27 protein-coding genes, 1 other RNA gene and 1 riboswitch are annotated in these 24,119 nt (G+C 54.0%); of the genes, 15 read left to right on the forward strand and 13 right to left on the reverse strand.

Annotated features, from left to right (window positions below):
- Window positions 1–106: 106 nt before the first annotated feature.
- A complete protein-coding gene (locus WNY38_RS10425; RefSeq protein ID WP_342857277.1) occupies window positions 107–481 on the reverse strand; it encodes a helix-turn-helix transcriptional regulator in 375 nt (124 codons plus the stop codon).
- 340 nt (window positions 482–821) lie between these two features.
- On the opposite strand from WNY38_RS10425, the gene WNY38_RS10430 reads away from it, so the two are divergent.
- The gene (locus WNY38_RS10430) at window positions 822–1,796 is read left to right on the forward strand and encodes an NADPH:quinone oxidoreductase family protein (RefSeq protein ID WP_342857278.1); all 975 of its coding nucleotides are present in this window, start codon (window positions 822–824) and stop codon (window positions 1,794–1,796) included.
- A gap of 11 nt (window positions 1,797–1,807) precedes the next feature.
- Here the strand turns inward: WNY38_RS10430 and WNY38_RS10435 are convergent, their stop codons facing one another.
- Window positions 1,808–2,689 carry a LysR family transcriptional regulator gene (locus WNY38_RS10435; RefSeq protein WP_342857279.1) on the reverse strand — a complete coding sequence of 294 codons (882 nt, stop codon included), beginning with the start codon at window positions 2,687–2,689 and terminating at the stop codon, window positions 1,808–1,810.
- A 121-nt stretch (window positions 2,690–2,810) separates the two neighbouring features.
- Here WNY38_RS10435 and WNY38_RS10440 point away from each other — a divergent pair, with 121 nt between their 5' ends.
- The gene (locus WNY38_RS10440) at window positions 2,811–3,023 is read left to right on the forward strand and encodes a DUF1127 domain-containing protein (protein WP_342857280.1); all 213 of its coding nucleotides are present in this window, start codon (window positions 2,811–2,813) and stop codon (window positions 3,021–3,023) included.
- 216 nt (window positions 3,024–3,239) lie between these two features.
- Complete coding sequence (locus tag WNY38_RS10445; protein WP_342857281.1) at window positions 3,240–4,013, forward strand: Bax inhibitor-1/YccA family protein; 774 nt, start codon at window positions 3,240–3,242, stop codon at window positions 4,011–4,013.
- Window positions 4,014–4,088: 75 nt separating this feature from the next.
- Here WNY38_RS10445 and WNY38_RS10450 read toward each other — a convergent pair whose 3' ends face one another.
- Both WNY38_RS10450 and rpmG read right to left on the reverse strand, forming a co-directional pair.
- The gene (locus WNY38_RS10450) at window positions 4,089–4,664 is read right to left on the reverse strand and encodes a GNAT family N-acetyltransferase (RefSeq protein WP_342857282.1); all 576 of its coding nucleotides are present in this window, start codon (window positions 4,662–4,664) and stop codon (window positions 4,089–4,091) included.
- Between the two features lie 130 nt (window positions 4,665–4,794).
- On the reverse strand, window positions 4,795–4,962 hold the full coding sequence (gene rpmG / locus WNY38_RS10455; RefSeq protein ID WP_085849169.1) for a 50S ribosomal protein L33: 168 nt from the start codon (window positions 4,960–4,962) through the stop codon (window positions 4,795–4,797).
- A gap of 242 nt (window positions 4,963–5,204) precedes the next feature.
- Window positions 5,205–5,373: riboswitch (FMN riboswitch) on the forward strand.
- A gap of 85 nt (window positions 5,374–5,458) precedes the next feature.
- Here rpmG and WNY38_RS10460 point away from each other — a divergent pair.
- Window positions 5,459–6,379, forward strand: coding sequence for a DMT family transporter (locus WNY38_RS10460; RefSeq protein ID WP_342857283.1), 921 nt, complete (start codon window positions 5,459–5,461; stop codon window positions 6,377–6,379).
- 101 nt (window positions 6,380–6,480) lie between these two features.
- On the opposite strand, the gene WNY38_RS10465 is transcribed toward WNY38_RS10460, so the two are convergent.
- Window positions 6,481–7,191 (reverse strand): DUF533 domain-containing protein, encoded by a 711-nt coding sequence (locus WNY38_RS10465; protein ID WP_342857284.1) that lies wholly within the window; start codon window positions 7,189–7,191, stop codon window positions 6,481–6,483.
- Between the two features lie 195 nt (window positions 7,192–7,386).
- Between WNY38_RS10465 and WNY38_RS10470 the strand changes: the two genes are divergently transcribed.
- Window positions 7,387–8,349: a YHYH protein gene (locus WNY38_RS10470; RefSeq protein WP_342857285.1), complete on the forward strand. Its 963-nt coding sequence runs from the start codon at window positions 7,387–7,389 to the stop codon at window positions 8,347–8,349.
- A gap of 542 nt (window positions 8,350–8,891) precedes the next feature.
- Here WNY38_RS10470 and rnpB read toward each other — a convergent pair.
- The 6 genes from rnpB to WNY38_RS10500 form a co-directional block, all read right to left on the reverse strand.
- An RNA gene (gene rnpB, locus WNY38_RS10475) (RNase P RNA component class A) lies at window positions 8,892–9,299 on the reverse strand.
- Window positions 9,300–9,311: 12 nt separating this feature from the next.
- Window positions 9,312–9,938, reverse strand: coding sequence for an N-acetylmuramoyl-L-alanine amidase (locus tag WNY38_RS10480; protein WP_342857352.1), 627 nt, complete (start codon window positions 9,936–9,938; stop codon window positions 9,312–9,314).
- A 78-nt stretch (window positions 9,939–10,016) separates the two neighbouring features.
- Window positions 10,017–10,736 carry a hypothetical protein gene (locus tag WNY38_RS10485; protein ID WP_342857286.1) on the reverse strand — a complete coding sequence of 240 codons (720 nt, stop codon included), beginning with the start codon at window positions 10,734–10,736 and terminating at the stop codon, window positions 10,017–10,019.
- A 37-nt stretch (window positions 10,737–10,773) separates the two neighbouring features.
- On the reverse strand, window positions 10,774–12,255 hold the full coding sequence (gene gatA, locus WNY38_RS10490) for an Asp-tRNA(Asn)/Glu-tRNA(Gln) amidotransferase subunit GatA (protein WP_342857287.1): 1,482 nt from the start codon (window positions 12,253–12,255) through the stop codon (window positions 10,774–10,776).
- Window positions 12,256–12,260: 5 nt separating this feature from the next.
- Window positions 12,261–12,548 carry an Asp-tRNA(Asn)/Glu-tRNA(Gln) amidotransferase subunit GatC gene (gene gatC, locus WNY38_RS10495; RefSeq protein WP_342857288.1) on the reverse strand — a complete coding sequence of 96 codons (288 nt, stop codon included), beginning with the start codon at window positions 12,546–12,548 and terminating at the stop codon, window positions 12,261–12,263.
- A 199-nt stretch (window positions 12,549–12,747) separates the two neighbouring features.
- Complete coding sequence (locus tag WNY38_RS10500; protein ID WP_342857289.1) at window positions 12,748–13,596, reverse strand: helix-turn-helix transcriptional regulator; 849 nt, start codon at window positions 13,594–13,596, stop codon at window positions 12,748–12,750.
- A 124-nt stretch (window positions 13,597–13,720) separates the two neighbouring features.
- Between WNY38_RS10500 and WNY38_RS10505 the strand changes: the two genes are divergently transcribed.
- Window positions 13,721–13,927 carry a DUF2061 domain-containing protein gene (locus WNY38_RS10505; protein ID WP_342857290.1) on the forward strand — a complete coding sequence of 69 codons (207 nt, stop codon included), beginning with the start codon at window positions 13,721–13,723 and terminating at the stop codon, window positions 13,925–13,927.
- A 51-nt stretch (window positions 13,928–13,978) separates the two neighbouring features.
- Here the strand turns inward: WNY38_RS10505 and WNY38_RS10510 are convergent, their stop codons facing one another.
- Window positions 13,979–14,431 (reverse strand): nucleoside deaminase, encoded by a 453-nt coding sequence (locus WNY38_RS10510; RefSeq protein WP_342857353.1) that lies wholly within the window; start codon window positions 14,429–14,431, stop codon window positions 13,979–13,981.
- Window positions 14,432–14,554: 123 nt separating this feature from the next.
- On the opposite strand from WNY38_RS10510, the gene WNY38_RS10515 reads away from it, so the two are divergent.
- The 9 genes from WNY38_RS10515 to dtd all read left to right on the forward strand — a co-directional run bounded on the left by WNY38_RS10515 (window position 14,555) and on the right by dtd (window position 23,411).
- Entirely contained in the window at window positions 14,555–15,994 is a 1,440-nt protein-coding gene (locus WNY38_RS10515; RefSeq protein WP_342857291.1) for a pseudouridine synthase, read from the forward strand.
- A gap of 238 nt (window positions 15,995–16,232) precedes the next feature.
- Window positions 16,233–17,120: a 5-bromo-4-chloroindolyl phosphate hydrolysis family protein gene (locus WNY38_RS10520; RefSeq protein WP_342857292.1), complete on the forward strand. Its 888-nt coding sequence runs from the start codon at window positions 16,233–16,235 to the stop codon at window positions 17,118–17,120.
- A 27-nt stretch (window positions 17,121–17,147) separates the two neighbouring features.
- Window positions 17,148–18,338 (forward strand): toxic anion resistance protein, encoded by a 1,191-nt coding sequence (locus tag WNY38_RS10525; protein ID WP_342857293.1) that lies wholly within the window; start codon window positions 17,148–17,150, stop codon window positions 18,336–18,338.
- 6 nt (window positions 18,339–18,344) lie between these two features.
- On the forward strand, window positions 18,345–19,316 hold the full coding sequence (locus tag WNY38_RS10530; protein ID WP_342857294.1) for a DUF2927 domain-containing protein: 972 nt from the start codon (window positions 18,345–18,347) through the stop codon (window positions 19,314–19,316).
- Window positions 19,317–19,334: 18 nt separating this feature from the next.
- Complete coding sequence (locus WNY38_RS10535) at window positions 19,335–20,450, forward strand: SPFH domain-containing protein (RefSeq protein WP_342857295.1); 1,116 nt, start codon at window positions 19,335–19,337, stop codon at window positions 20,448–20,450.
- 26 nt (window positions 20,451–20,476) lie between these two features.
- The gene (locus tag WNY38_RS10540; RefSeq protein ID WP_342857296.1) at window positions 20,477–20,857 is read left to right on the forward strand and encodes a hypothetical protein; all 381 of its coding nucleotides are present in this window, start codon (window positions 20,477–20,479) and stop codon (window positions 20,855–20,857) included.
- Window positions 20,850–21,959, forward strand: coding sequence for a TFIIB-type zinc finger domain-containing protein (locus WNY38_RS10545; RefSeq protein WP_342857297.1), 1,110 nt, complete (start codon window positions 20,850–20,852; stop codon window positions 21,957–21,959). Before WNY38_RS10540 ends, WNY38_RS10545 begins: the two co-directional genes overlap by 8 nt.
- Before the next feature lie 85 nt (window positions 21,960–22,044).
- The gene (locus tag WNY38_RS10550) at window positions 22,045–22,965 is read left to right on the forward strand and encodes a carbohydrate kinase (protein WP_342857298.1); all 921 of its coding nucleotides are present in this window, start codon (window positions 22,045–22,047) and stop codon (window positions 22,963–22,965) included.
- Window positions 22,966–22,967: 2 nt separating this feature from the next.
- Window positions 22,968–23,411 carry a D-aminoacyl-tRNA deacylase gene (gene dtd / locus WNY38_RS10555; RefSeq protein ID WP_342857299.1) on the forward strand — a complete coding sequence of 148 codons (444 nt, stop codon included), beginning with the start codon at window positions 22,968–22,970 and terminating at the stop codon, window positions 23,409–23,411.
- Between the two features lie 72 nt (window positions 23,412–23,483).
- Here the strand turns inward: dtd and WNY38_RS10560 are convergent, their stop codons facing one another.
- Window positions 23,484–24,119, reverse strand: coding sequence for a ChrR family anti-sigma-E factor (locus WNY38_RS10560; protein WP_342857300.1), 636 nt, complete (start codon window positions 24,117–24,119; stop codon window positions 23,484–23,486).

Consider the following 24,119-nt stretch of genomic DNA (forward strand, 5'->3'; position numbering starts at 1 on the left):
CACTGGGTCTAAAATGTGCGAAGGTCCCGGAGCCATGTAAGGCATCGGGACCATTGCAAGAAATCGAAGTGATCGAACGGTCACGCTCCGAAAAGCACCACTTACATCATGCTACGTCGGATAAAACCCGAGCCAATTCGAACAAACGACGGCGTTGGTTTTCTGGAATAGAATAGTAAGACCGTACCAGTTCAAGCGCCTCTTTGTCCGCAAGGATATCTGCGGGAACAGCCCCTGCCGCAGGCAAATCACCAGTTTCAGATGCATCTACGCCATCAAAGAAGAAGGCAACAGGTACACCCAAGGCTTCGGAAATATCCCAAAGACGGGACGCCGACACTCGATTCATACCAGTTTCATATTTTTGAATCTGCTGAAATTTAATACCCACCTTTTCGGCGAGCTGTTGTTGCGTCATTCCGACCATCCAACGACGATGTCGAACGCGCTTTCCTACATGTACATCCACCGGATGTTTCATATTTACCGCTCCTTGATGAGACACACAGAGTAACCTATGCGTGTGTAACAGAATTCCTCCGACTCGGGATATTCCTCAACCTGTCTTTTTGGATAGGATATGAGGACTGAAAACTAACCATTTGATAAAAAAGTATATTTAGTATTTTTTCCTTAAACTTTACTGATATTCATTTGTGCTAAAATCGATTTTCTGACTAAACCTCAGCGCGAACACCTAAAAATTTTGCATTTTGCGAATACATTCGATCAAAAAACGACCAACCCTACTTAAGGAACAAAGTTCCAAATGCGTCAATTCGGCTGATTCATTTCTCGCAGACTTAAGGTACCCTTTTGCCATGTCAGAATTTATCACCGCTTTTCAAGTCGCCGACTTCGACGCCAGTCCAAAACTGATAAAAGTTGAAGCCCCCCTCGCCAAAGCGCATGACGTCCTCATCGATGTTCGTGCATGCGGTTTGAATTTTGCCGATCTTTTGATGAGCTCCGGTAAATATCAAGACACACCCGCTACGCCTTTTACCTTAGGAATGGAATTCGCTGGCGATATTGTCGCTTTAGGTTCTGATGTACCGAGCCATCTTGCAATTGGAATGCGCGTGGCGGCCTACGTCGGGCAAGGCGGACTTGCAGATACAGCCATCGCCTCTGCTCAACGGTGCATCCCACTTCCCGAGTCTCTTTCTTATAACGACGCCGCGGCTTTGCAGATTACTTACGGCACCTCACACATGGCGCTTATGTATAAAGCCCGATTGCAACCCGGAGAACGTCTTATTGTCACTGGCGCCGCAGGGGGCGTTGGCTTGACCGCCGTCGAGCTTGGGAAATTAATCGGAGCCGAAGTGATCGCCATCGCACGTGGGGCTGCAAAACTTGAGATCGCGCGCGCAGCTGGCGCAGACCATCTGATCGATGCTGATGATCCAGACCTACGTGACAAGATCAAAGCGCTGGGTGGTGCCGATGTGGTCTATGATGCCGTTGGCGGCGACCTGTTTGAGGCATGTTTCCGAGCAACCAACCCTGATGGACGTATTGTATTGATTGGCTTTGCGGGGGGAAATCTGCCGAACGTGAAACCCAATCATATGCTTGTCAAAAACATCACCTTGATTGGGTTTTACTGGGGCGCTTATTTTGATTTTGCGCCCAAAGTCGTCGCAGAGTCTCTGGATCAGTTATTTGGCTGGGCTGCTGCCGGAAAAATCACCCCACATATTTCGCACCGCTTGCCTTTGGCTCAAACAGCCGAAGGCCTTGCCTTGCTGGCCGAACGTCAAGCGACCGGAAAGGTCATTATTAACCCTTAGCCCTCGTCGCCTTATTGCGCTGCGATACCGCGTGTGGCGAGTCGCATCTCAAACGATCCGCGCAATAAATCGCTAAGCGCATTGAAGGCTTGACCGCGCGCCATATCCGTACTGTACAGATTAACCTGTTTGCTTTGCAGTTCAGGCAAAGCTCCGCCGTGCTGAACGGTCTCTGATTGCGGCGGCGTAGAGCCGACAAGCATTGCATGCACAGCCAAATCGGCCGAGACAGATGCCTCAATCGTACGCGATTGATCACTCTCGATCGCCATCTGCCATGGAATACCTGCGTCATCCAACGCCTTTTGCACACCTTTGCGGAACAAGCATTTATGCTCAAACGCCAAGCGCAACGGCCTTTGACGCCACGCAGACCCATTGACCGCCCCGACCCATACCAGTGGAAGTTCAGCCAAGGTTTCTCCGCCAGCATCCAAGGTGTCTTCGGTGGTCAAAATTAAATCAGCCTCGCCTTTTGCCAACATCTCTTTCAGCTTCAAAGTGAAAGACGACACAAGATGCACCCGCATCCTTGGAAAAGCGTGATTGAATTGCTGCAACACTTGTGGAATCGAAGGGTAAACAATGTCATGCGGCACACCAAGAGTGATCTCACCTTCAAACTCTTGCGCTGTCAGACGCCCGAACACCTCATCGTTCAAATCAAGCATCCGGCGTGCATAAGACAACAGTTGCTCCCCATTTGCGGTCAAGGCGATGGTGCGTGCAGAGCGATCCAGCAGTTTAAGGTCTAGGCTTTCTTCTAGTCGTTTGAGCTGCATCGACACAGCAGACTGTGTGAGGTTCAGAAACCCTGCAGCACGAGTGACACCCCCGCAATCAGCGACAGCCACAAAAGACCGCAAAGCTGTCATATCCAAATTTCGCGCCATATCAAACTCCGTGATGCATTGACCAACAATCATTCATTTTACTTATCATAGATGATCGACGAAACATATCAATATGAATGATACATAAGCAGCAAAACATCACAAATAGGAAGGTAAACCCATGCTTACATTGACGCTCCAGCGGACACCTCGCACCAAGTCCCCAAAATCCTTATTGGCTCGTTTCATCCAAGCGCGCGCAGTGGCGCGTCAACGCACAGCATTGGCAGACCTTGATGACAGCATGTTGTCAGACATCGGCATCACACGCGCCCAAGCCGAACAGGAATCTGCCCGCCCCACTTGGGACGCGCCGCAACACTGGATGAAATAAACCACGATACATCTTACCAATATCGCCTGATTGGAATCATTGTCCCCGAACCATCAGCGATACAGACCGCGCCCCGTTCAAAGGCGCGGTCTTTTTACGTTTTCACGCCTAGATGCTGCGCTTAAGCCTTGAAAAGATGCGGCATCACACCAATATTGGTATGGAAACCAAGCAGTCGGCTTGGAACAACGTTTTAAATCGCACAGGAGACAGTTAATGGCTGACTACAGAACGATTGATGCAGGCATTGGCGCCCGCTCATCCGCCCATATCGATGCGGGTCTTCGCACCCACATGAACAAAGTTTACGGAACGATGTCCGTTGGTCTTTTGATTACGGCATTGGCCGCTTGGGCTATCGCCAATTTGGCTGTGACCTCAACGCCAACAGAATTGATGTTCCGCGAAGGTCAGTACCTCACTGGTTTGGGTCAGGCGCTTTACACGTCCCCTCTTAAATGGGTTGTGATGTTCGCACCACTCGGCATGGTATTTGCCTTTGGCGCGGCCGTGAATCGCTTGTCCGCCGCTGGCGCGCAAACGTTCTTTTACGCTTTCGCAGCCTTGATGGGCGTTTCCATCAGCTCGATCTTCTTGGTCTACACAGGCGTGTCCATCACACAGACATTCCTTGTGACATCTATTTCCTTCGCAGGCTTGTCTATCTTTGGGTACACAACCAAGAAAGACCTGTCCGGCATGGGCACATTCTTGATGATGGGTTTGATCGGTTTGATCGTGGCCTCCATCGCGAATATTTTCTTGGGCTCTGGCATGTTGAGCTTTGCGATTTCAGTCATCGGCGTTTTGATCTTTGCGGGCCTCACAGCTTTTGACACGCAAAAAATCAAGAACGACTATATCGCACATGCACATGCAATGGACTCAACATGGCTTGCTAAATCAGCAATCATGGGCGCGCTGAAGCTCTACCTCGACTTCATCAACATGTTCATGTTCTTGCTGAACCTTCTCGGCAACCGCAACTAAAGACGCCCCATTAGATATGAAAAGGCCGGTCTTAGGACCGGCCTTTTTTTGTGCGCACTCGACATATTTGACATATCAATTCAACGTGCGGCGCATCTGAATGGCAGGCAGATACAATCCGGGCTCAAGCGTCAATTCGACCTCTCCGGTCGCATCGAACCCTTTGGCTTTGTAAAAGTCCTCGGCGGCCAATGTGGACAGGCAGAACATGTTCTCTACGCCCTGTGTCTGTGCATGAGCCAAAGCGTGATCGACAATCAAAGAGCCAACGCCGGAGCGGATCGCATGCGGCACCACCGCAACGCGGCGCATATGCCCGTTGCTTGCGGGACCAATTCCGCCAAACGGCGTCGCCTGAGACCACCCGCCTGCCCCCAAAAGCACACCGCCAGCATCGGCGACAAAATAACTGCCGCCAGAGAGTAAGCTTGGCGCGGTGCGCATCAAACGCGGCAAGGCGCGTGCAAGAATGTCATCATGATAGACGGGACGCATCAACGCGCCATAGCTGGCAGCGATCAAACCATCGATGGCCAAGGCATCGGCAGGTGTAGCTGTACGAACGATAAAAGGCGGCAGAACCCTAAGGGGTTCGCTAGACTGGCTAGGACTGTCGCCCTCAATAGAGGGACTCTCTTGTAATAAACACATATCGGGATCTCCTGTGTCACGCTTGCGTGTCGTGATTTGGGGAAGTCCGCGAGAGCAATCTTAAACAAAGAAAAACCGCGCGAACCTTTGGGGTTTGCGCGGCTTTTGCATTTTGTCGTTCAAATCAGGCTTACTTGATTTTGCCTTCTTTGTACTCAACATGCTTGCGCACAACCGGGTCGTACTTTTTCATGACCATTTTCTCGGTCATGGTACGTGCGTTTTTCTTGGTCACATAAAAGTGGCCCGTGTCTGCTGTCGAGTTCAGACGGATTTTGATTGTGGTTGGCTTAGCCATTTTTATGTCTCCAGTCTTACGTACAACGGGTCAGTCGGGCACTTGCGCGTGACACCCCGTGGAATCCTTGAAGCCTGCCTTTTAAAGTGTTGCGCCCTCGAGTCAATGGGGTCCCAACAAAAAAAACAAGCGTGGCCGTTATGGCCAAACAAACATTGCACGTCATGGATGCCCCACAGCGTACAATGCATTGCTCTTGGCGCCTCTATGACATAGATTTTAAAGCGCGACCATAGGGGTCGCAACGTTCTCAGGGCGGGGTGCAATTCCCCACCGGCGGTAAGGTCAAATCTGGGTTACCAGAGCCGACCAAGCCCGCGAGCGCCAAGGGTTGTTTCACCAACTTTTGGGTCAGCAGATCCGGTGTAATTCCGGAGCCGACGGTCATAGTCCGGATGAAAGAGAGCGGGAAACGGGGGTAAAGTGCCTTTTTAGGGGCGCTATACGCCCAGTTGTCCTGTTTGCCTTGAGTTATGCGCAAATGAAAGGACACCGCATGACTCGCCAAAAACAAAGAAGAATAGCCGCCGCAAGCGCGCGCCTTACCCCGCCGCAATTGGGGGCCGCTTTGATGGTCCTTGCCGGTATTTTATTCGCAATAATAAACTTGTTGGGCCAATTTGGCACAATGATTCAGGGAATCGCTCCGACCCGTCTGGCCTTTTGGCAATATTTCATCGCTTTTTTAATTTCGATGCCATGGGTGATCCGTCACGGCATCAAAGCCATGCGCACTGGCGCATTCATGCTGCATTTCATGCGCGTGATCGCCTCGGCCATTGGAGTGCAACTTTGGATCACAGGGCTTGCCCATGTGCCGATTTGGCAGGCCATTGCCTTGATCATGCTGTCGCCGTTTTTCGTCACCCTTGGGGCTGGAGTGTTCTTGGGCGAAAAAACCACGCTGGAACGCTGGGGCGCGGTGACCGCGGGCTTCATCGGTGGCATGATTATTTTGGCACCTTGGGCGGAAGAATTTTCACCCTATGCGCTCTATCCCGTGGGCGCAGCTGTGTTTTGGGCCCTGACATCCCTGTTGACCAAATACATGACCGCGACGGAAAGCGCTGAGAGCCTCACTGTTTATCTGTTGCTGCTGCTGACACCCATCAATTTGGCGCTGGCGCTGAGTGGTGATACGGGCATGAGCAACCTTGCGCTCGGGTTTGACATTGCGGGACTTGTGATTCTGGTGGCAGGGCTTTTGACCGCCCTTGCCCAATACGCAATCGCCAAAGCCTATAGCGTTGCGGATGCGGCCTACTTGCAGCCATTTGATCATCTCAAACTGCCCCTTAATGTGGGCTTTGGCATCTTGGCCTTTGGCTTTGTACCGCCTGGATCGATGTGGCTTGGATCTGCGTTGATCGTAGGGGCATCGGCCTATCTGCTGCGCCAAGAATCGCAACGCGCGTAATTGACGCAACAGATAGGCGAAAAGACTGCAAACGAAAGGGCGACCCTGCACGCAAGATCGCCCTTTTTTGATGTTTAATGTGATGTTTCGATATGCGTGATTTACAGCGCCGGCTTGCCCATCGATTGATGAATGCCGGCCTGCGTGACGGCATCGATCTGCAAGGCTGCCGCCAAAGCGTTCAAGAATGTCTTTTCCGCATCCGTATCGACAGAAATCGCCATCAAGGCCGCCGAATAGACTTTGCTCTTGGTGTCCTCGGTCGCGTCCTTAGCCAAAGCCAAAGGATCAACGGGGGCATCCAATTCGGCTTGCACAAAATCGATCTCGTCTTGCGAGGCATCCGTGAGGTGATCCAAAATCTTGGTCCGCTCTTCTGCGTCGATCTCGCCATCTGATTTCGCAGCCATAATCATAGCGCGAATCATCAGCTTGGCGTTTTCTTCTGCGGCTTCACCCAAGGTCGTTCCTTGAGTTACAGCGCCAAACATATCGGACAAGCCGCCCGCACCAGCAGTCGCAGCGCTCCCCATGGCCGCAAACAATGATCCAAGGCCCGCTTCAGTCGCCTCAGAGGCATCGGCGGCCTGACCACCAAAAGTGCCCATCATTTTCTTGATCGCATCGGCACCACCTGGGACGCCAAATTTTTCAGCCATTTGGCCCATCTGGTCGGCCATGCCACCGTCATCGCCAGCTTTGCGCAGCGCGTCACGCACGCCGTCCATACCGCCCATGTCTTTGACTTTCGTAACGCCTTTTGCGGCCACAAATCCGACGGCCAATGTGGCCAATGTTTTAACAAAGCTCATGGGGCTTCCTTTATAAATGTTTCGCCATTGAGATGAATATGGGGGCGAACCCGTAAAACTCCAAGCATTCTAAAGTCTAAGGGGGAACGATTGGCGAAATGGCCCCCTAAATTTCGCGACAGAATTTTAAGGGATGCGCGTATAGGTTTATATAACAGCATGCGGCTTACCCCCTGCCCTTTGATTGGAAAAAAGATGCCTCACCTTTTCAGAACGTCCCTAATCACCTCAATCGCCCTTTGCGCAGCATCGGCGGCCTCTGCCAACGAGGATCATTGTGCCACGGTAGCAGCCTCGGTGGCCGAAGCTGGCTTTGGCGCCAGTGTGACGGTGACTTGCGATGATGCCCACGCGTTCATCACATCAGACACCTATCCTGATCACGACGTGATGACGGGGATTGTTGGCTCCAATGAACAGGTGCCCGTGCCCGCAGAATACGCAGCCCCTATCATTTTGTTTCCAACCATGGGCAGCACGCCAATCACGCGTGACGCAGCTCTTGGCGTCGCGGTCAACGGAGTGCCTATCTATGACTACACAGCAGGCGGCGAAATGTCTCAAGCCGACCTTGCCCACCACCAAGCGCAGCACGACACCTTGCAGACCCAACAACTTGATGTCTGTGGTGGCCATGCAGGGCGCGGCGATGATTACCATTACCACGCCAAGCCAACCTGCATGATCGACCAGATGGAAAATGCTGGCGATGACGCGATCATTGGTTGGGCATTTGACGGCTTTCCGATTTATGGCGACAACAACCCAGATGGCACAGAAGTCGCCGAGGGCGATCTTGATATCTGCAACGGGCAAAGCGATGACACTTTTGGCTATCGCTATCACACCTCTGCCGAGGCACCTTACATCGTGCAGTGTTTGATGGGTGAAGTGCCTGAACTTGACCAACTGCCACGGGTGCGCCCGCTTGATATGGCCACAGGTGGTGGCGTGGAAGCAGGTCGCCCACCGCAAGGCGGCGTCGACAATCTTGTGTTCACGCAAGACGCAGATGGCGCACGCAGCATGGATTACACCTATAAAGGCGAAGAATATTACATCCGCTACGCGCCCTCAGACAAAGACGGCTGCTATGACTTCACCACAAAAACCGTCACCAACAACGGCGAAGTGCAATCCAGCGAACTTTGCCGCTGATACGATTGCTTTGATGAAGCCTACTGAGGCCCCTATCCAAAGGGTGGCCTCAGTAGTGTGGTGTGGGATATGACCGCGCCGATAAGACTAAGGCGCAGTGTTATCTGACAACATCCCGCAACACCTTGGTGCATTGCACACATCTTGGATCTTCCATGCACAGTGGCATTTGCCATGCGCCCTGCCCCTTTTTGCGTCCATGCGGTCATAAGCACTCGATAGCTTGTGAATTTGGTACATAGCGACGTGAAGGCTTTGAAAACCCTGTCGACATGCCCAAATCCCTAGGAACGGATGCCCACAAAGTTTCCGCCTAGCCTTGCATCAGCTCTGCCTTGCATCAGCTCTATGGTTTTCTGAGGTCCATCCAAGCCGCGCAGCCAATCCGCACGGGCTTAAAAAAGACAGAACAGAACACCGCTTCACTTGCATGTGCCGGATTAGGACATACCGAAAATACAAATAATCATAACAAGACGCTTGTTTGGACGGCGCTCATTGAGTGTTTCAAAATCATAGTCTCACTCACATCAAATCCAAAAGTGCACGGATGGCCTATAAGCCGGATTTTGTCTGGGGTTGCCCCCTCGATGACCATTCCTCTAGGCGCATTGTTACCAATACGCTCAAGCTGCCAACCCGGGTCCTCGGGCTTGAACGACCCTGTGAGCGGTATGCGTAAACGCACATCAGACCTCACGTAAGACCCCTATTTGGCATTGCTCCCAGTGGGGCTTGCCGTGCCGCTTGCGTTGCCGCTTGCGCGGTGAGCTCTTACCTCACCGTTTCACCCTTACCTCCGATTTAGAAGGCGGTCTGTTCTCTGTGGCGCTATCCCTAGGGTTACCCCCGCCGGGCGTTACCCGGCACTGTTGTTCAATGGAGTCCGGACTTTCCTCGCGTTCCGGTATGCTTGCACACCCAGAACCCGCGGTCATCCAGCCATCCGTGCGATTTGGGACTTAGGCTGTGCGCGGCGCGCGGTCAACGGGAAAGCGCATGGCCAGATCACCCGCCAGAGCCATATCGGTGCCATCAAGGGGGCCAGTGTGACGGGGGCGAAACCGATCACGAAAGGCAGACAGGCGCGCCTCAAGAGGCGTGCCGCAGGCATATCCGAAGGCCGTGAGATCGGACGAAAACGTATTTTCATCGACCTTGCGCGCCCCCAAAACCTCGGGCCAAACACTCAAACCTTGCACCGCCAAGCGCCGCCAATCAAATCTGGGGCCCGGATCGATTTTGCGCTCAGGTGCCATATCGGAATGACCGATGATGCGCTCAGGCTTGATGAAATGGCGGATCTTGATGTCGCGCAAGAGCGCCTCAAGCGCATCCATCTGAGCTGCCGCAAAAGGCACAGAACCACAATTGGCAAGCTCGATCCCGATAGAGCGCGAATTGATGTCTGTGACATCGCCCCATTGCCCAGCACCCGCATGCCACGCGCGCTTTTCCTCATCGACCATGCGGACAATGCTTCCGTCAGCATCGATCAAATAATGGGCTGAGACTTCAAACTCGGGATCACACAACCGTGCGACAGCCGCGGCCCCTGTCGCCATCGCAGTGTAATGCAGAAGGATGATATCGGGCACCGCCCCACCCTTGCGTTCACCAAAGTTAGGCGAAGCTTGGGAATGGCAGGACAGTGCAGTCATGCGAGATTAATTGCGACCAGCGGCCAAACGGAAAGGATGCGGATCCCAAGAACAGGCAAATCCATCGCCATCAGGATCCATACCTTTGACATTGCGCTCTGGTCCGCCACCCGCCAAAAATGCATCCTGCGCCAAGTCAGGTGATGAGTATTTCGCACAATTGCGCTGCGCACGGACCTCGGCCCCAAGGGTCAAACGCGAATAGATAGGCTGGCCAACTGAGTTGGTTGTCGACAGCGCGAATTCAACCAAAGACGAGCCTGAGCCCGAAGGACGGCTTGGCAAATCTGTTGGTGCAACTGTTTGATACTGCTCGCGGTTTGCCGCAACGCGCGCGGCGTCTTGTGCGATGGAGCGCTCTGATGCCACAGCGTCAAAATCATTTTCCGCCGAAATGCCCACCACATTTTCAACACCAGCCGAAATTGGCGCAGATGTAAATTGACCCGTCGGATCAGCTGGCGCGCCCACGTTGGTGGGGCTTTGACCAATCGCGGCCAAGGCCTCATCAGCGATATCTGCTGTCGACGCCGTCACGGGTTCACCAGCGATCGGCTGCAAACCGTTCACGGAGCGCCCTTCACCAGCAGCGATCAGTTCAGCTTCGCGACGAGCCTGATATTCAGCATAGGTTCCAAAACCAACGCCAGCGCCACTGTCCGGCACAGGCGAATCACAGGCGGCCAAAACAGCCAAAGACATCACAGCAAAAGCGGCACGACGCATCACGCATCCCCCGAGAAAATTAAAGTTATCAAAAGAGTTACCACCATTTGTTTGGCTTGGAAACAAAGCCCGCCGATTGTTCAAGGCTATGAGCAATATTCAGCAGATCGCCTTCTTCCCATGGACGTCCGATCAGTTGCAGACCGAGCGGCAAGCCAGTCGAAGACAGACCTACTGGCACTGACACACCAGGCAACCCCGCCAAGTTAAGTGTCACGGTGAACACATCGTTGAGATACATCTCGACAGGGTCCGCTTTGGACACTTCGCCAATGCCAAAAGCTGCAGAGGGCGTGGTTGGCGCCAAAATCGCGTCAACGCCAGCGGCAAACACCTGTTCGAAATCGCGTTTGATCAAGGTACGCACTTTGCGCGCACGGTTGTAGTAAGCGTCGTAGAAGCCCGCGGACAGCACATAAGTGCCGACCATGATGCGGCGCTGCACTTCGCGGCCAAAGCCTTCGGCGCGGGTTTTCTCATACATGTCGTCGATGCCGTCACCTTCGCCGATTTTCGCGCGGTGACCGTAACGCACACCATCGTAGCGCGCCAAGTTTGACGAGGCTTCCGCAGGCGCAATAACGTAATAAGCAGGCAGCGCGTATTTGGTGTGAGGCAAGGACACATCGACGATCTCAGCGCCAGCATCTTTCAGCATCGCGGCACCATCATCCCAAAGTTTCGCAATCTCAGCGGACATACCATCGAGACGGTATTCTTTAGGGATACCCATTTTCTTGCCCTTGATGTCGCCAGTGATCAACGCTTCAAAGTCAGGCACGGCCAGTTCCATGGACGTGGAATCTTTCGGATCGTGACCCGCCATGGCTTCCAGCATGATCGCCGCGTCGCGCACGGTTTTGGTCATCGGGCCGGCTTGATCCAGTGAGGACGCGTAAGCGATGACGCCCCAACGTGAACAGCGGCCATAGGTTGGTTTAATGCCAACGGTGCCGGTGAACGCAGCAGGCTGGCGAATAGACCCGCCTGTATCCGTGCCGGTCGCCGCCAAGCAAAGATCAGCCGCCACAGCCGCAGCAGAGCCACCGGATGAACCGCCAGGCGTCAAATCACGGTCATCAATTTTCCACGGGTTGATCGCAGGACCGTAAACAGAATTTTCATTCGACGAGCCCATCGCGAATTCATCCATGTTCAACTTGCCCAGCATCACAGCGCCCGCACCCCATAGGTTTGAGGTCACGGTGCTTTCATACTCGGGTTTAAAGCCGTTCAAAATGAAAGAACCTGCCTGCGTTGGCTGGCCTTTGGTCGCAAACACGTCTTTCACGCCAATCGGCAAGCCACACATGCTGGGCGCATCGCCCGCTGCAATACGCGCGTCGGCGGCTTTGGCCTGCTCGCGCGCTTGCTCGGATGTGTCATGCACAAAAGCGTTAAGCTTTCCCGCGCCCGCGATCGATGTCAGGCAAGCTTCAGTCAGATCAGAGGATGTGAACGCGCCTTTGCGTAAACCATCACGCGCGGCGGACAATGTCAGTGTGTTCAGATCAGTCATAGCGTTTACTCCACCACTTTGGGCACAGCGAAAAAGCCTTCGCGTGCATCTGGTGCGTTTTTCAAAATTTTGGCCTGTTGATCGCCATCGGTGATCACGTCGACGCGGCGCTTGAGGCGCTGCGGGGTCACAGAGGTCATCGGCTCGATGCCCTCCACGTCCACTTCTGACAGCTGCTCGATGAAGCCCAAAACAGCGTTGAATTCTTGGGCCAGCTCAGGGAGGGCGTCTTCCTCAACCCGAATGCGTGCAAGCGATGCAACGCGGCGTGCGGTATCAATGTCGATCGACATGGGGCAACTCCGTTATCTCAACAGCGCTTTGAGGGCGCTCAATTCAATCTATTTGCATTGGCTTTATCGCGCCCCGCCCCGCGCTTCAAGCGTATGGCGTGACAAAGTTTGGCTCTGGTCTGATTAGATGGGACTTGATGTGACGCAATGCAGCAGCACGCGGTTGTTGTTTGTGCAACTCCAGCGGCAGCCCTGCCCGTCAGCTTTGCGCCTCAATCAAGCCGCGAATATGCGCTGAAACGCCTCGTGCGTCCACGACGGCCTCTCTGACGAGCCAATCGAAATGACTAGACAAAGATTTAACACGCTCGATTTCGCGAAAAGCCAGATAGAATTGCCCCACATAGATAACGGCCAGATTTGGACCAAAAACGGTGACGGGGGAGCTGAAAACACGATGCGCGTCAAATAAAAATATACGCAACCTCGGGAACAGTTCATCACATTGATCCGCAATAAAATTCAACTGGGCATGGCGCACGTCTTTTCCGACACCCTCATAATAGGCGGTTCCAGCGGCGCAGGCTTCGATCTCGTGAATTGGTAGCGCAATTTCATAGTCAGACACACCAGAGGACACCCACTCCATTTGATCTTGCAGGGCGTCGTAGGCCTGTGGCAACTGGCGCGCGCGCACTGACGCATATTCCCATTCCAACATTTGCTTGGTTTTCAACATATCGGGCAAAGTTGCAGGCACGTGTCGCACTTTATAGCCCGCAGATTCGTGATGCCATTCAAGAAGTTGCGCATCCGCAGACGAACGCTCAGCGGGGCTAAGCGACAAGGCTGCCGCCACAATATCACCTGGGGTTTCTGGCCTGTTTGTGAGACCGAGCAACCAATCCGTGCTAACGCCCAATACATTTGCGGCCTCAGCTGCCAATTGTGCATTCGGCAGACGCGGTTGATCGACATTTAACAACTGGCCAATCGTAGATCGATCCACCTGCGTTGCGCGCGAAAGTGCACTCTTTGTCACGCCCTTGAGCACCATCGCGTCTTGTAGGCGTTCTCGAAATAAGGTTGCGCGTTTACGCTTGTCCATCACGATCAACTTTGTAGGATAAAATCTGTAAAGTGTATTTTATGCAGCTAATTCCCCTAATGTCCATAGCGCGATATTCACGATAGCCCAATAACAACACAACACTTTACGCAAAGGGCGCCACATGGACAGCAAGATCAGACTCATCGCCAAATCTGTTACGTGGCAACTGGCTGGACTTTTCACCATGACGCTCATTGGCTTTGTGTTCACGGGGTCAGTTGCAGCAGGCGGCAGCATTGCTATTTCTGGCGCAGTCGTGGGCTTCATCTGCTATTTTGCGCATGAAATTGTCTGGTCAAAAATAGCTTGGGGCATACGCGGACGCTAATACGCTCCACAAGGGTCAAGAAATCACAACGACAACACCTAAAAATACGGCTCAGCGTCGCCGACTTGCAAAGAAATCTTTAAGTAAGTCTTCGGACGCTTGGGCCGAAATCCCATCATAGACTTCGGGCGCATGGTGGCATTGCGCATGGGAAAATACACGCGGACCTTGGGCCACGCCGCCTGACTTTTCATCTGCAGCGCCATAATACAAGCGCGCAATTCGCGCGTTGGAAATGGCAGCCGCACACATCGGGCACGGCTCAAGCGTCACGTATAAATCATACCCCGACAGGCGCTCTTGACCCAAGACAGCACAGGCCGCACGGATTGCCACCACTTCGGCATGGGCTGTCGGATCATTCCATTCACGGGTGCGATTGCCACCTTGGGCGATGATATCCCCCTTGGGCGACACGATGACGGCCCCCACAGGCACTTCACCACGGGCCGCTGCGGCATGGGCCTCATGCAAGGCCGTATCCATGTAAGATCTAAAGCTCATAACCTGTATTTGACGCCAAAACGACCCTATGACAAGCAAATGCGCGCCCAAAACGCGCCCAATGCAGGCTTGATACACACCAAGCCCCTTCCCAAGTGCGCAAAGCCCAGCTATGGCAAGCGCATGACACGAGATTCAGATAAAAAACCCGCCCGCGGCGCAAAATCTGGCGCACCCTCCTTTGTTTCCAAAAGCAAGGGCTCCCGCAGCCATGGTGACACGGAAGGCAAGTCTTACAAAAAGCCCCCCGCGAATCCTTATGCCAAGAAAGGCGCGCCCAAAACAGCGCCCGCCAAAGGCCCCGAGGCTGGCGCAGATGGCACACGCCCTGGCGACCGGATCGCCAAGGTTTTGGCCCGCGCAGGCGTTGCCTCGCGCCGCGATTGCGAAGTGATCATCGAAGAGGGCCGCGTGACAGTGAATGGCCGCAAGGTTGTCTCTCCTGCCCTTAACGTTTTGCCCAGTGATCGCATCACCGTGGACGGACAACAAATCGGCGAAGCGGAACCGCCCCGTTTGTGGCTTTACCACAAACCTCTGGGCCTCGTGACCACAGAAAAAGACGAACTTGGCCGTGCCACAGTGTTTGAAAACCTGCCCGCAGGCCTGCCACGGGTTCTGTCTGTTGGCCGTCTCGATTTGAACTCTGAGGGGCTTTTGCTGCTTACGAACGATGGCGAATTGAAACGCAAACTTGAGCTGCCAGACACCGGTTGGCTGCGCAAATACCGCGTGCGCGTCAAAGGCTCGCCGTCCGAGGCGTTGCTGGATCAACTGCGCAAAGGCATAACGATTGATGGCGAAGATTTCCAACCTATGGAAGCCGTGTTTGACCGCCAGCAAGGCGCGAACGCTTGGCTCACCATCGGCATTCGCGAAGGCCGCAACCGCGAGGTGCGTCGCGCGATGGAACACATCGGCGTCGTCGTGAACCGCTTGATGCGTATTTCTTATGGCCCGTTTCGTTTGGGCACCATTCGTCCAGGTCAGGCCGAAGAAGTCAAAGCCCGTGTGCTGCGTGATCAGCTGGGCGTCGATCCTTTTGCATCAGACATTGAGCACCCATCCGAGCCACGTCGCCAAGTCAGCCGTGGCGGCAAACCTGCCGGCCCGCGCAAAGAAAGCTTTGGCCGCACAGATTCACGTGAACGCGATGATCGTGGTCCCAAGGGCGCTGGGTTCAAACCCCGCGGCGACAAAGATGATCGCGGCACCAAAGGCGGTGGTTTTAAACCGCGTGGGGATCGTGACGATCGCGGACCGAAAACGGACGGCTTTAAACCGCGTGGCGAGCGCGATGATCGCGGACCGAAAACGGACGGCTTTAAACCGCGTGGCGAGCGCGATGATCGCGGTCCAAAAGGCGGCGGTTTTAAAGGCAAGCCAGTTGATCGTGACGGCAAGCCTGAATTCAAATCCGCAGGCTATAAATCACGCGGCGGACCTGAAGGTGGACGCGCCAAGGGGTTTAAGTCCCACGGTGACAAACCAACAGGCAGCCGCGACGGCAAACCGTCCGGCGGCCCACGTGGCGGCGGCTTTAGCGGCAAAAAACGCAGCTAAGCAACCTTAGCCCAAAGCGAGGGGGGAGCAACTTACCCAGCTTCCCCGCGCTTAACCCTTTCATGACGCGCATTTGTTTCCTATATCTTATGGCAAGGCCCGAACGGGCAACGAGTCATATGCCTTTAGTAAGATGGAGTGACCGCGACATGAGCGCCAATGGGGCCCAAAAACTTGCGTATTATCTGCTGGTTGCACTGACCTTTTACGCCACTTTGGGCGCATCGGGCATCTGAGCATGGCACAAAAATACAGTTCAAAATATTCACCGGACACTAAAAGCGACGCAGACACTTCTATGGATGCGCCAAAAGCACGACCTTTCGATGGTAAAAAACCGTCTCGCGTTGGCGCACGCTCAAACATTTTGTTCTATGCGGCTCTGCCTTTGGCTTGGAAAGCCTTTGGCGCAGAACCTATTGTTATGGCGCAGTACCTTGTTGCTCTAGGGCTGCTTTTGGGGGCAGCTTGGCTGACCCGCGAAGGTTTGAAAGCGCAAGAAGCTTATGAGGCGCGCAAAGTCGCCCGCCGCCCAGCCATTCCACGCAAAATCTTCGGATCTGCTTTGACAGGCCTTGGCCTTGGCCTTGTGGGTATTGCGGGTTGGGGGCCAATTGAAGCCGGTATCTTCGCGGTACTCGGCACGGCGTTGCACAGTTTCGCCTTTGGCATAGACCCTTTGAAACACAAAGGCATGGAAGGTATCGACACCTTCCAACAAGATCGCGTTGCCAAAGCTGTCAATGAGGCCGAGCGTCATTTGACAGCTATGCAAGAGGCGCTTCAGCGCACTGGCGATCGCGAAGCGCAAACGCGCCTTGAACAGTTTGCCAAAACAGCGCGCGCCATGTTTCGCACAGTCGAAGAAGATCCGCGCGATTTGACAGCGGCGCGCAAATACTTGAGCGTCTATTTGCAGGGCGCGCGCGACGCGACCATCAAATTTGCCGATATCTGGGCGCGCAGCCGCAACATGGAAGCTCGCGCGTCCTACCTAGCTCTTTTGAACGATCTTGAAAGCAATTTCACAGCGCGCAACAAAGCGTTACTTTTAGACAACAAAGTCGACCTTGATATCGAGATCGACGTACTTCGCGACCGTTTGGCTCGCGAAGGTATCAAGTAAATCAAACAGCTATCACTGGGGGACATCATGTCAGATACCACTCGCCAAAAAGCCGAAGCCACGTTGAAAGACGTCGAAGCCGTCACAGCAGTCGTTTTGCCTGAGCCCGCAGGCGATCTGATCGTCTTGGACGCCGCGGAACCTGCACAGGCCGACGCGATCCGCAGCGCCATGAATGAAATCGACATGAGCGACACCAATTCCATCGTGCGCTTTGGCTCTGGCGCGCAAGCCGAGTTACAAGAGATTTCTCAAGCGATGCTCGCAGATGTGCGCAACAAAGATGTTGGCCCTGCGGGTGATAGTCTGCGGTCCATCGTGACAACCATTCGCGGTTTTTCGATCTCTGAATTGGACGTACGTCGCGATCGGTCTTGGTGGGAAAAACTTTTGGGTCGCGCAGCCCCAATGGCGAAATTCGTCGCCCGCTTTGAGACCGTCCAAGGTCAAATAGACGACATCACAGACAATCTTTTGTCGCATGAGCACACGCTTCTCAAAGACATCAAATCCTTGGATGTATTGTACGACCGCACGCTGACATTTTATGACGAATTGGGTATCTACATTGCCGCTGGCGAAGAAAAGCTCAAAGAGCTTGATGGCGTGACCATCCCCGCCAAAGAAGCCGAAGTGACCGCTGCGGCAGAAAACGATCAAGTCATGATCGCGCAACAACTACGTGATCTGCGTGCCGCACGTGATGATCTGGAACGCCGCGTGCATGACTTAAAACTGACACGCCAAGTCACCATGCAGTCGTTGCCGTCCATTCGTTTGGTCCAAGAAAACGACAAATCCTTGGTCACCAAAATCAATTCAACTTTGGTCAACACCGTGCCATTGTGGGAAACTCAATTGGCCCAAGCCGTAACCATTCAACGCTCATCTGAGGCGGCACATGCGGTGCGCGAAGCCAATGATTTGACCAACGAATTGTTGACATCCAATGCCAAGAACCTGCGCCAAGCCAACAAAGTTGTGCGCGAAGAAATGGAACGCGGCGTATTTGACATCGAGGCCGTGAAAACCGCCAACGCTGAATTGATCGCGACCATTCAAGAAAGCTTGCAGATCGCCGACGACGGCAAAACCAAACGCGCTGCAGCAGAAGCCGATCTCAAGCAGATGGAAGCAGATCTGCGCGACACATTGGCCTCGGCAAAAGCCAAACGCACAGGCACCGGCGACAATGCTGGCACTGCAGTTCCGAGCTGAGATGAGATGATAAAAGGCGACACATATAAAAATCTGCGCGCTACGGGGCTTGTCTTCGTGGCGGCTGCTTTGGCTGGTTGTGTTCAACCCGCAGCTGTGTCGCCTATCCTTCAGTCACGCCCAACGACAATTGCGCCGGCGCCGTCTCCTGTTCAGACTGCAATCACGGGGCCGTCAGCGCAGAGCAAGGCAATGCGCGATTACTATGCAAAAGTGCAAAACAACCTGCTTCTCAACGATTTACTGCGCACAGATGGTGGTGGCAGTGACACGCCCTTCACAAGCCATCAATTGGCCAGCAACTTTGACGCCATCGCATTGAACGACGAATACACCAGTGTAGGTGGAACTTATGTCGCCCGCACAACACCGTCGCCATTGCACAAATGGACCGGCCCTGTACGCATTGGGCTGGAATTCGGTGCCAGTATCCCTGCCGCACAACGCGCCACAGACAGCGCAACAGTAGCGGCTTTGGCGGGGCGCCTTGCACGCGCGACAAACCATTCGATAGCACTATCCTCGAAGCCTAATTTTCATGTTTTGGTGCTGAACGAAGATGAACGCCAAGTTATTGGGCCGCGTCTGGAGCAGTTGATCCCAGGCATAGGCCAAGCTGCAATAAACTCCATCGAAAACATGCCACGATCCAGCTACTGTTTGGTCGTGGCCTCGGATCCAGCTGACAACGGTGTCTATCAAACAGCCGTAGCGATTATTCGCGGCGAACACCCTGATTTGATGCGAAAGTCTTGTTTTCACGAAGAAATCGCCCAAGGCCTTGGTCTTGCCAATGACACGCCCCGCGCCCGCCCGTCGATTTTCAATGACGACGAAGAATTCGCGCTGCTGACCGGCCATGACGAATTGCTGCTGCGCATTTTGTATGATCCGCGCCTGTACCCTGGCATGCAGCCCGAAATCGCCCGCCCTATTTCTGCGCAGATCGCCAACGAGTTGATGCGCGACGCCACTTAACCACCACAGGAGCCTTCCATGGGAATTTTCGATTTTCTAACTGGTGAATTCATCGATGTCATCCACTGGACCGATGACACTCGCGATACAATGGTGTGGCGGTTTGAACGTGAAGCGCACGAGATCAAGTACGGCGCGAAGCTGACTGTCCGCGAAGGCCAAGCGGCTGTTTTCGTGCATGAAGGTCAATTGGCCGATGTGTTCACGCCGGGTCTGTACATGCTTGAAACCAACAACATGCCGATTTTGACGACGCTGAACCACTGGGATCACGGCTTTAAGTCTCCGTTCAAATCTGAAATCTACTACGTCAACACCACGCGTTTTTCGGACCTCAAATGGGGCACGAAAAACCCGATCATGTGCCGCGACCCTGAGTTTGGCCCCGTGCGCATCCGCGCCTACGGCACCTACACAGTCAAAGTGTCAGATCCCGCACTATTCTTGACGGAAATCGTTGGCACAGACGGCGAATTCACCATGGACGAAATCTCGTTCCAAATCCGCAACATCATCGTGCAAGCCTTTTCGCGTATTGTCGCCTCAAGCGGTATTCCTGTGCTGGATATGGCGGCGAATACAGACGGGCTTGGCAAACTGGTGGCCACTGAAATTTCCAAAGTCGTTGCTGAATACGGCCTTGTTATTCCTGAATATTACATCGAAAATATCAGCCTGCCAGAAGCCGTTGAAGCCGCCCTTGATAAGCGCACATCGATGGGCATTGTCGGCAATTTGGACAACTATATGAAGTTCAACGCGGCCGAAGGCATGGGCGCGGAAAACTCTGCTATGGCGGCCTCAATGGGCGCTGGCATCGGTGCTGGATTGGGCATGGGGATGGCCCAACAAGTCACAGGTCCACAATCCGGTCCATGGGGTGCGCGCCCCACGACAGCCGTTAAAGCGCCACCGCCGCCCCCCGTTGAACATGTGTGGCACATCGCCTTAAACGGTGAAACCAAGGGACCGTTTTCAAAGGCCGAAATGGGTCAGATGGCCGCCAAAGGCACCCTCACCCGCGCGTCTTATGTTTGGACCCAAGGTCAAGATGGTTGGTTGGAAGCCGACGACGTGATCGAGCTGTCACAGCTGTTTTCAGTCGCTCCGCCTCCACCCCCACCTGGTGCCTAAAACGCGGCGATAGGACAGAGCTGAACATGCCCCCAAAAGTGATCCGCAAAGCCGAAGGCCGCGCCCGCAAAGACGCCCGCGCCGAAGATATCGCGCTGGCGTTCATGGGCGTTGGCCCTTTGCCCGTCGACATGATCGCAGATGATGCGATTTGGGAACGCGGGCAAGACGCCCCCACCGCCGGTCGCTTGGCCATCGCGAAGGTGTTCGAGGCTCTGACAGCCCCTGACACCATCACCGTCGATCAAGTTGTCACCCATGGCAAAGCGGCGTCCGTGTCTGGGCGACTGACACGCGGCGCGCAAGAGCGCATATTTTGCCATGTCATCCGGCACACGTCCGAAGCAGCCACGCAAATCGCGCAAATTGTTAGTTTTGAGCACACAGGCGGACGCCAGGATGGATAACGATCAGTTGCACCCAAAAGAGGTTCTTCAAGATCACAGGTTTCCCTGCACCACCTGCGGGTCAGATATGCGGTTTTCACCTGATACTGGCGCGCTGATCTGCGATCATTGCGGGGCGACCGAGGCGTTGGACATTGGCGGCGCGACAGGCCCATTTGAGTTGGATTACAACCGCGCCATTACAGACCTGTTGCCGCAGCAAGATATGGAAGAGACACGGGTTTCTGAATGCCCGAACTGTGGCGCACAGGTCGAGTTCAGCGCCGAGGTCCATGCTTCAGAATGTCCGTTCTGTGCCACGCCGGTGGTGACGGATACGGGGCTTCATCGCCAAATAAAACCGCGTGGATTACTGCCTTTTGCCTTGACCGAGGCCACGGCACGTGAGGCGATGAATGACTGGCTTGGCGGGCTTTGGTTTGCCCCAAATGGCCTGCAAGACTACGCTCGCAAAGGACGCAAACTGTCTGGCATTTACGTGCCCTATTGGACCTTTGATGCCGATACAAAATCGCAGTATTCTGGTATGCGCGGGGACGATTACTATGTCACCAAAACCGTCATGCGCGAAGGGAAACGCAAGCAAGTGCGCGAGAGACGCACCAAATGGCGCAACAAATCAGGCCGTGTCGCGCGATTCTTTGATGATGTTTTGGTGCTGGCCTCGACGTCATTGCCCCAAAAGTACACCGAAGGGTTAGAGCCTTGGGACTTGCAAGCGATGGAACCCTATGTCCCCGATTATATTGCTGGGTTTCGGGCAGAAAGTTATACTGTTGACTTGGAAGATGGCTATCGGTCGGCGCGAGGGTATATGGATCGTGTGATTTTGCGTGATGTCAAGTTTGACATCGGCGGTGATCGCCAACAAGTGGCCAGTGTGCAAACGCAGGTGTCGAACGTGACATTCAAACATGTGCTGCTGCCTGTGTGGATGGCCGCTTATAAATATCGTGGGAAAACCTATCGCTTTGTCGTCAATGGCCGCTCTGGTCGGGTGCAAGGCGAGCGTCCTTGGTCGGCTTGGAAAATTGGATTTGCTGTGGCTGTGGGTCTGATCGTTGCTGGAACCATTGGATTTATCGCATCACAGTCCCAATGATTTGACTGCTATTGAGACCAGATAACTCTTGCCATGATAGCGCTAACAGATTTACTATCGCCGCAACTTAATAAGGAATTGCCCCATGATCCTCTGCGCCGGTGAAGCTCTGATTGATATGTTGCCCCGCACGTCCACTTTGAATGAGAACGCCTATGCACCCCATGCGGGTGGCGCTGTGTTCAACACGGCGATTGCTTTGGGACGTCTTGGCGCGGGCCCTGCGTTTTTCCACGGGTTGTCGAATGATTTTTTTGGCGAATTGCTCAAATCCAAATTGGCCGAGAGTGGCGTGGATGCGTCACTGGCGGTGACAGCAGATCGGCCTTGCACCGTGGCGTTTGTAAAATTGGTTGATGGCCATGCGACCTATGCGTTTTATGACGAAAATACAGCGGGCCGTATGCTGACCCCTGCAGATTTGCCCACCATTCCTGACACTGTCGACGCGCTGTTCTTTGGCGGAATTTCCTTGCCAGTTGAGCCTTGCGGCGAAGCATATGAGGCCTTGTGCGCACGCGAAGCTGCCACCCGCGTGATCATGATGGATCCGAACATTCGCCCATCGTTTATCAAAGATGAGGCGCGGTATCGTGCGCGAATGGAACATATGCTGAGCCTATGTGACATCGTGAAAGTGTCCGACGAAGATCTTTTGTGGATCATGGGCGAAGGTGATATCGAACAGCATATTCAAACGCTTTTGACCAAGGGCCCCAAACTGGTGTGCTTGACCGAAGGCTCTGAGGGTGTGCGTGGCTTTACCAAACACGGGGTTGTCCAAGTCGCGGCGACCAAGGTTGAGGTTGCCGATACAGTTGGCGCGGGCGATACGTTCAACGCGGGTCTTTTGGCTTCACTGCAACAAAGCGGCAAGCTGACCAAAGCGGGTGTGGCCGATCTGGATGACGACACCATTCGAGCCGCCTTGGCGATGGGATCAAAAGCGGCCTCGATCACTGTGTCACGCGCAGGCGCAAATCCACCTTGGGCCCATGAGATGTAATCATGCGGGTTCTGGTTCAACGGGTTCTGGAAGCAAGCGTCAAAGTTGATGGCGAGGTCATTGGTGATTGCGCGCGAGGTCTGTTGGTCTTTGTCTGTGCGATGCGCGGCGACACCGAAGCTGAGGCACAAAAGCTGGCGACCAAGCTGTCCAAACTACGGATATTCCAAGATGATGCGGGCAAAATGAACCTATCGCTGCACGACATCAACGGATCCGCTTTGGTCGTGAGCCAGTTCACTTTGGCCGCCAACACTAAGGGCAATCGTCCCGGCTTTTCAAACGCAGCGGATCCGCAGACTGGTAAGGCACTCTATAACGCCTTCACCGGATTTCTGGCCGACACGGGCGTGCCAGTTCAAACAGGTGAATTTGGCGCAGATATGAAGGTGAGTTTGATCAATGATGGTCCCGTGACCATCTGGATTGATACAGACGACGCCTAAGAGATTAATTCAAAATAGAAAAAGGGGCCCACGATAGGCCCCTTAAATCATAATATCACAATGCCTGAGCGCTTAAATGCGGAACAAGGGCTGTAAAAGACGTGGCATGAAGGCGCTGAATTTCAGCGGCGCGTCGGTCGCGGCCAAACAGATGCACGGCTTACCGTCTTCAGCGACAGGCGTATGTTCCAAGTCGTCATCAGCCACTTCCAAATCTCCACGGGCAAACCGCCCCGTTTCGTCTTTGAACGCGCCTTGAAGCACCAAAGTCAGCTCAAGCCCTCCATGGGTGTGATCTGGGACGGCAAAGCCCGGTGCGATATGCAACAAACGCACGGATCCCTCTTTGCCTGCATTCAAAATGCATTGTTTGGCTCCTGGCCCAAGTGAGCGCCATTTGGGTGGTTTGCTGCCCAGTGCTTCCAAAACCGGTGTTGGAAAAATGTCATCGCCACGCGGGCGCACGGGTTCTGGCACGACGTCGTCCAGCCCCGCCATCACGCGATTGCGCAAGTCGCCTGTGATCGAAATGGGATCAAAATCGTCCAGTAACGCGCCACCAACAGCCTCATGGGCCGCGAGATTGGCACGACAGTCTTCGCAAATCGACACATGCGCGGCCACAACCAATGCAAAAGGTTGTGCCAAAGTGCCGGAAACATAAGAGGCCAAAATCGCCTCAGGGATATGATGAGCGATGTCAGTCAT

Origin of the sequence: Pacificibacter sp. AS14 (assembly GCF_038899935.1) — a bacterium.
Taxonomy (GTDB): domain Bacteria; phylum Pseudomonadota; class Alphaproteobacteria; order Rhodobacterales; family Rhodobacteraceae; genus Celeribacter.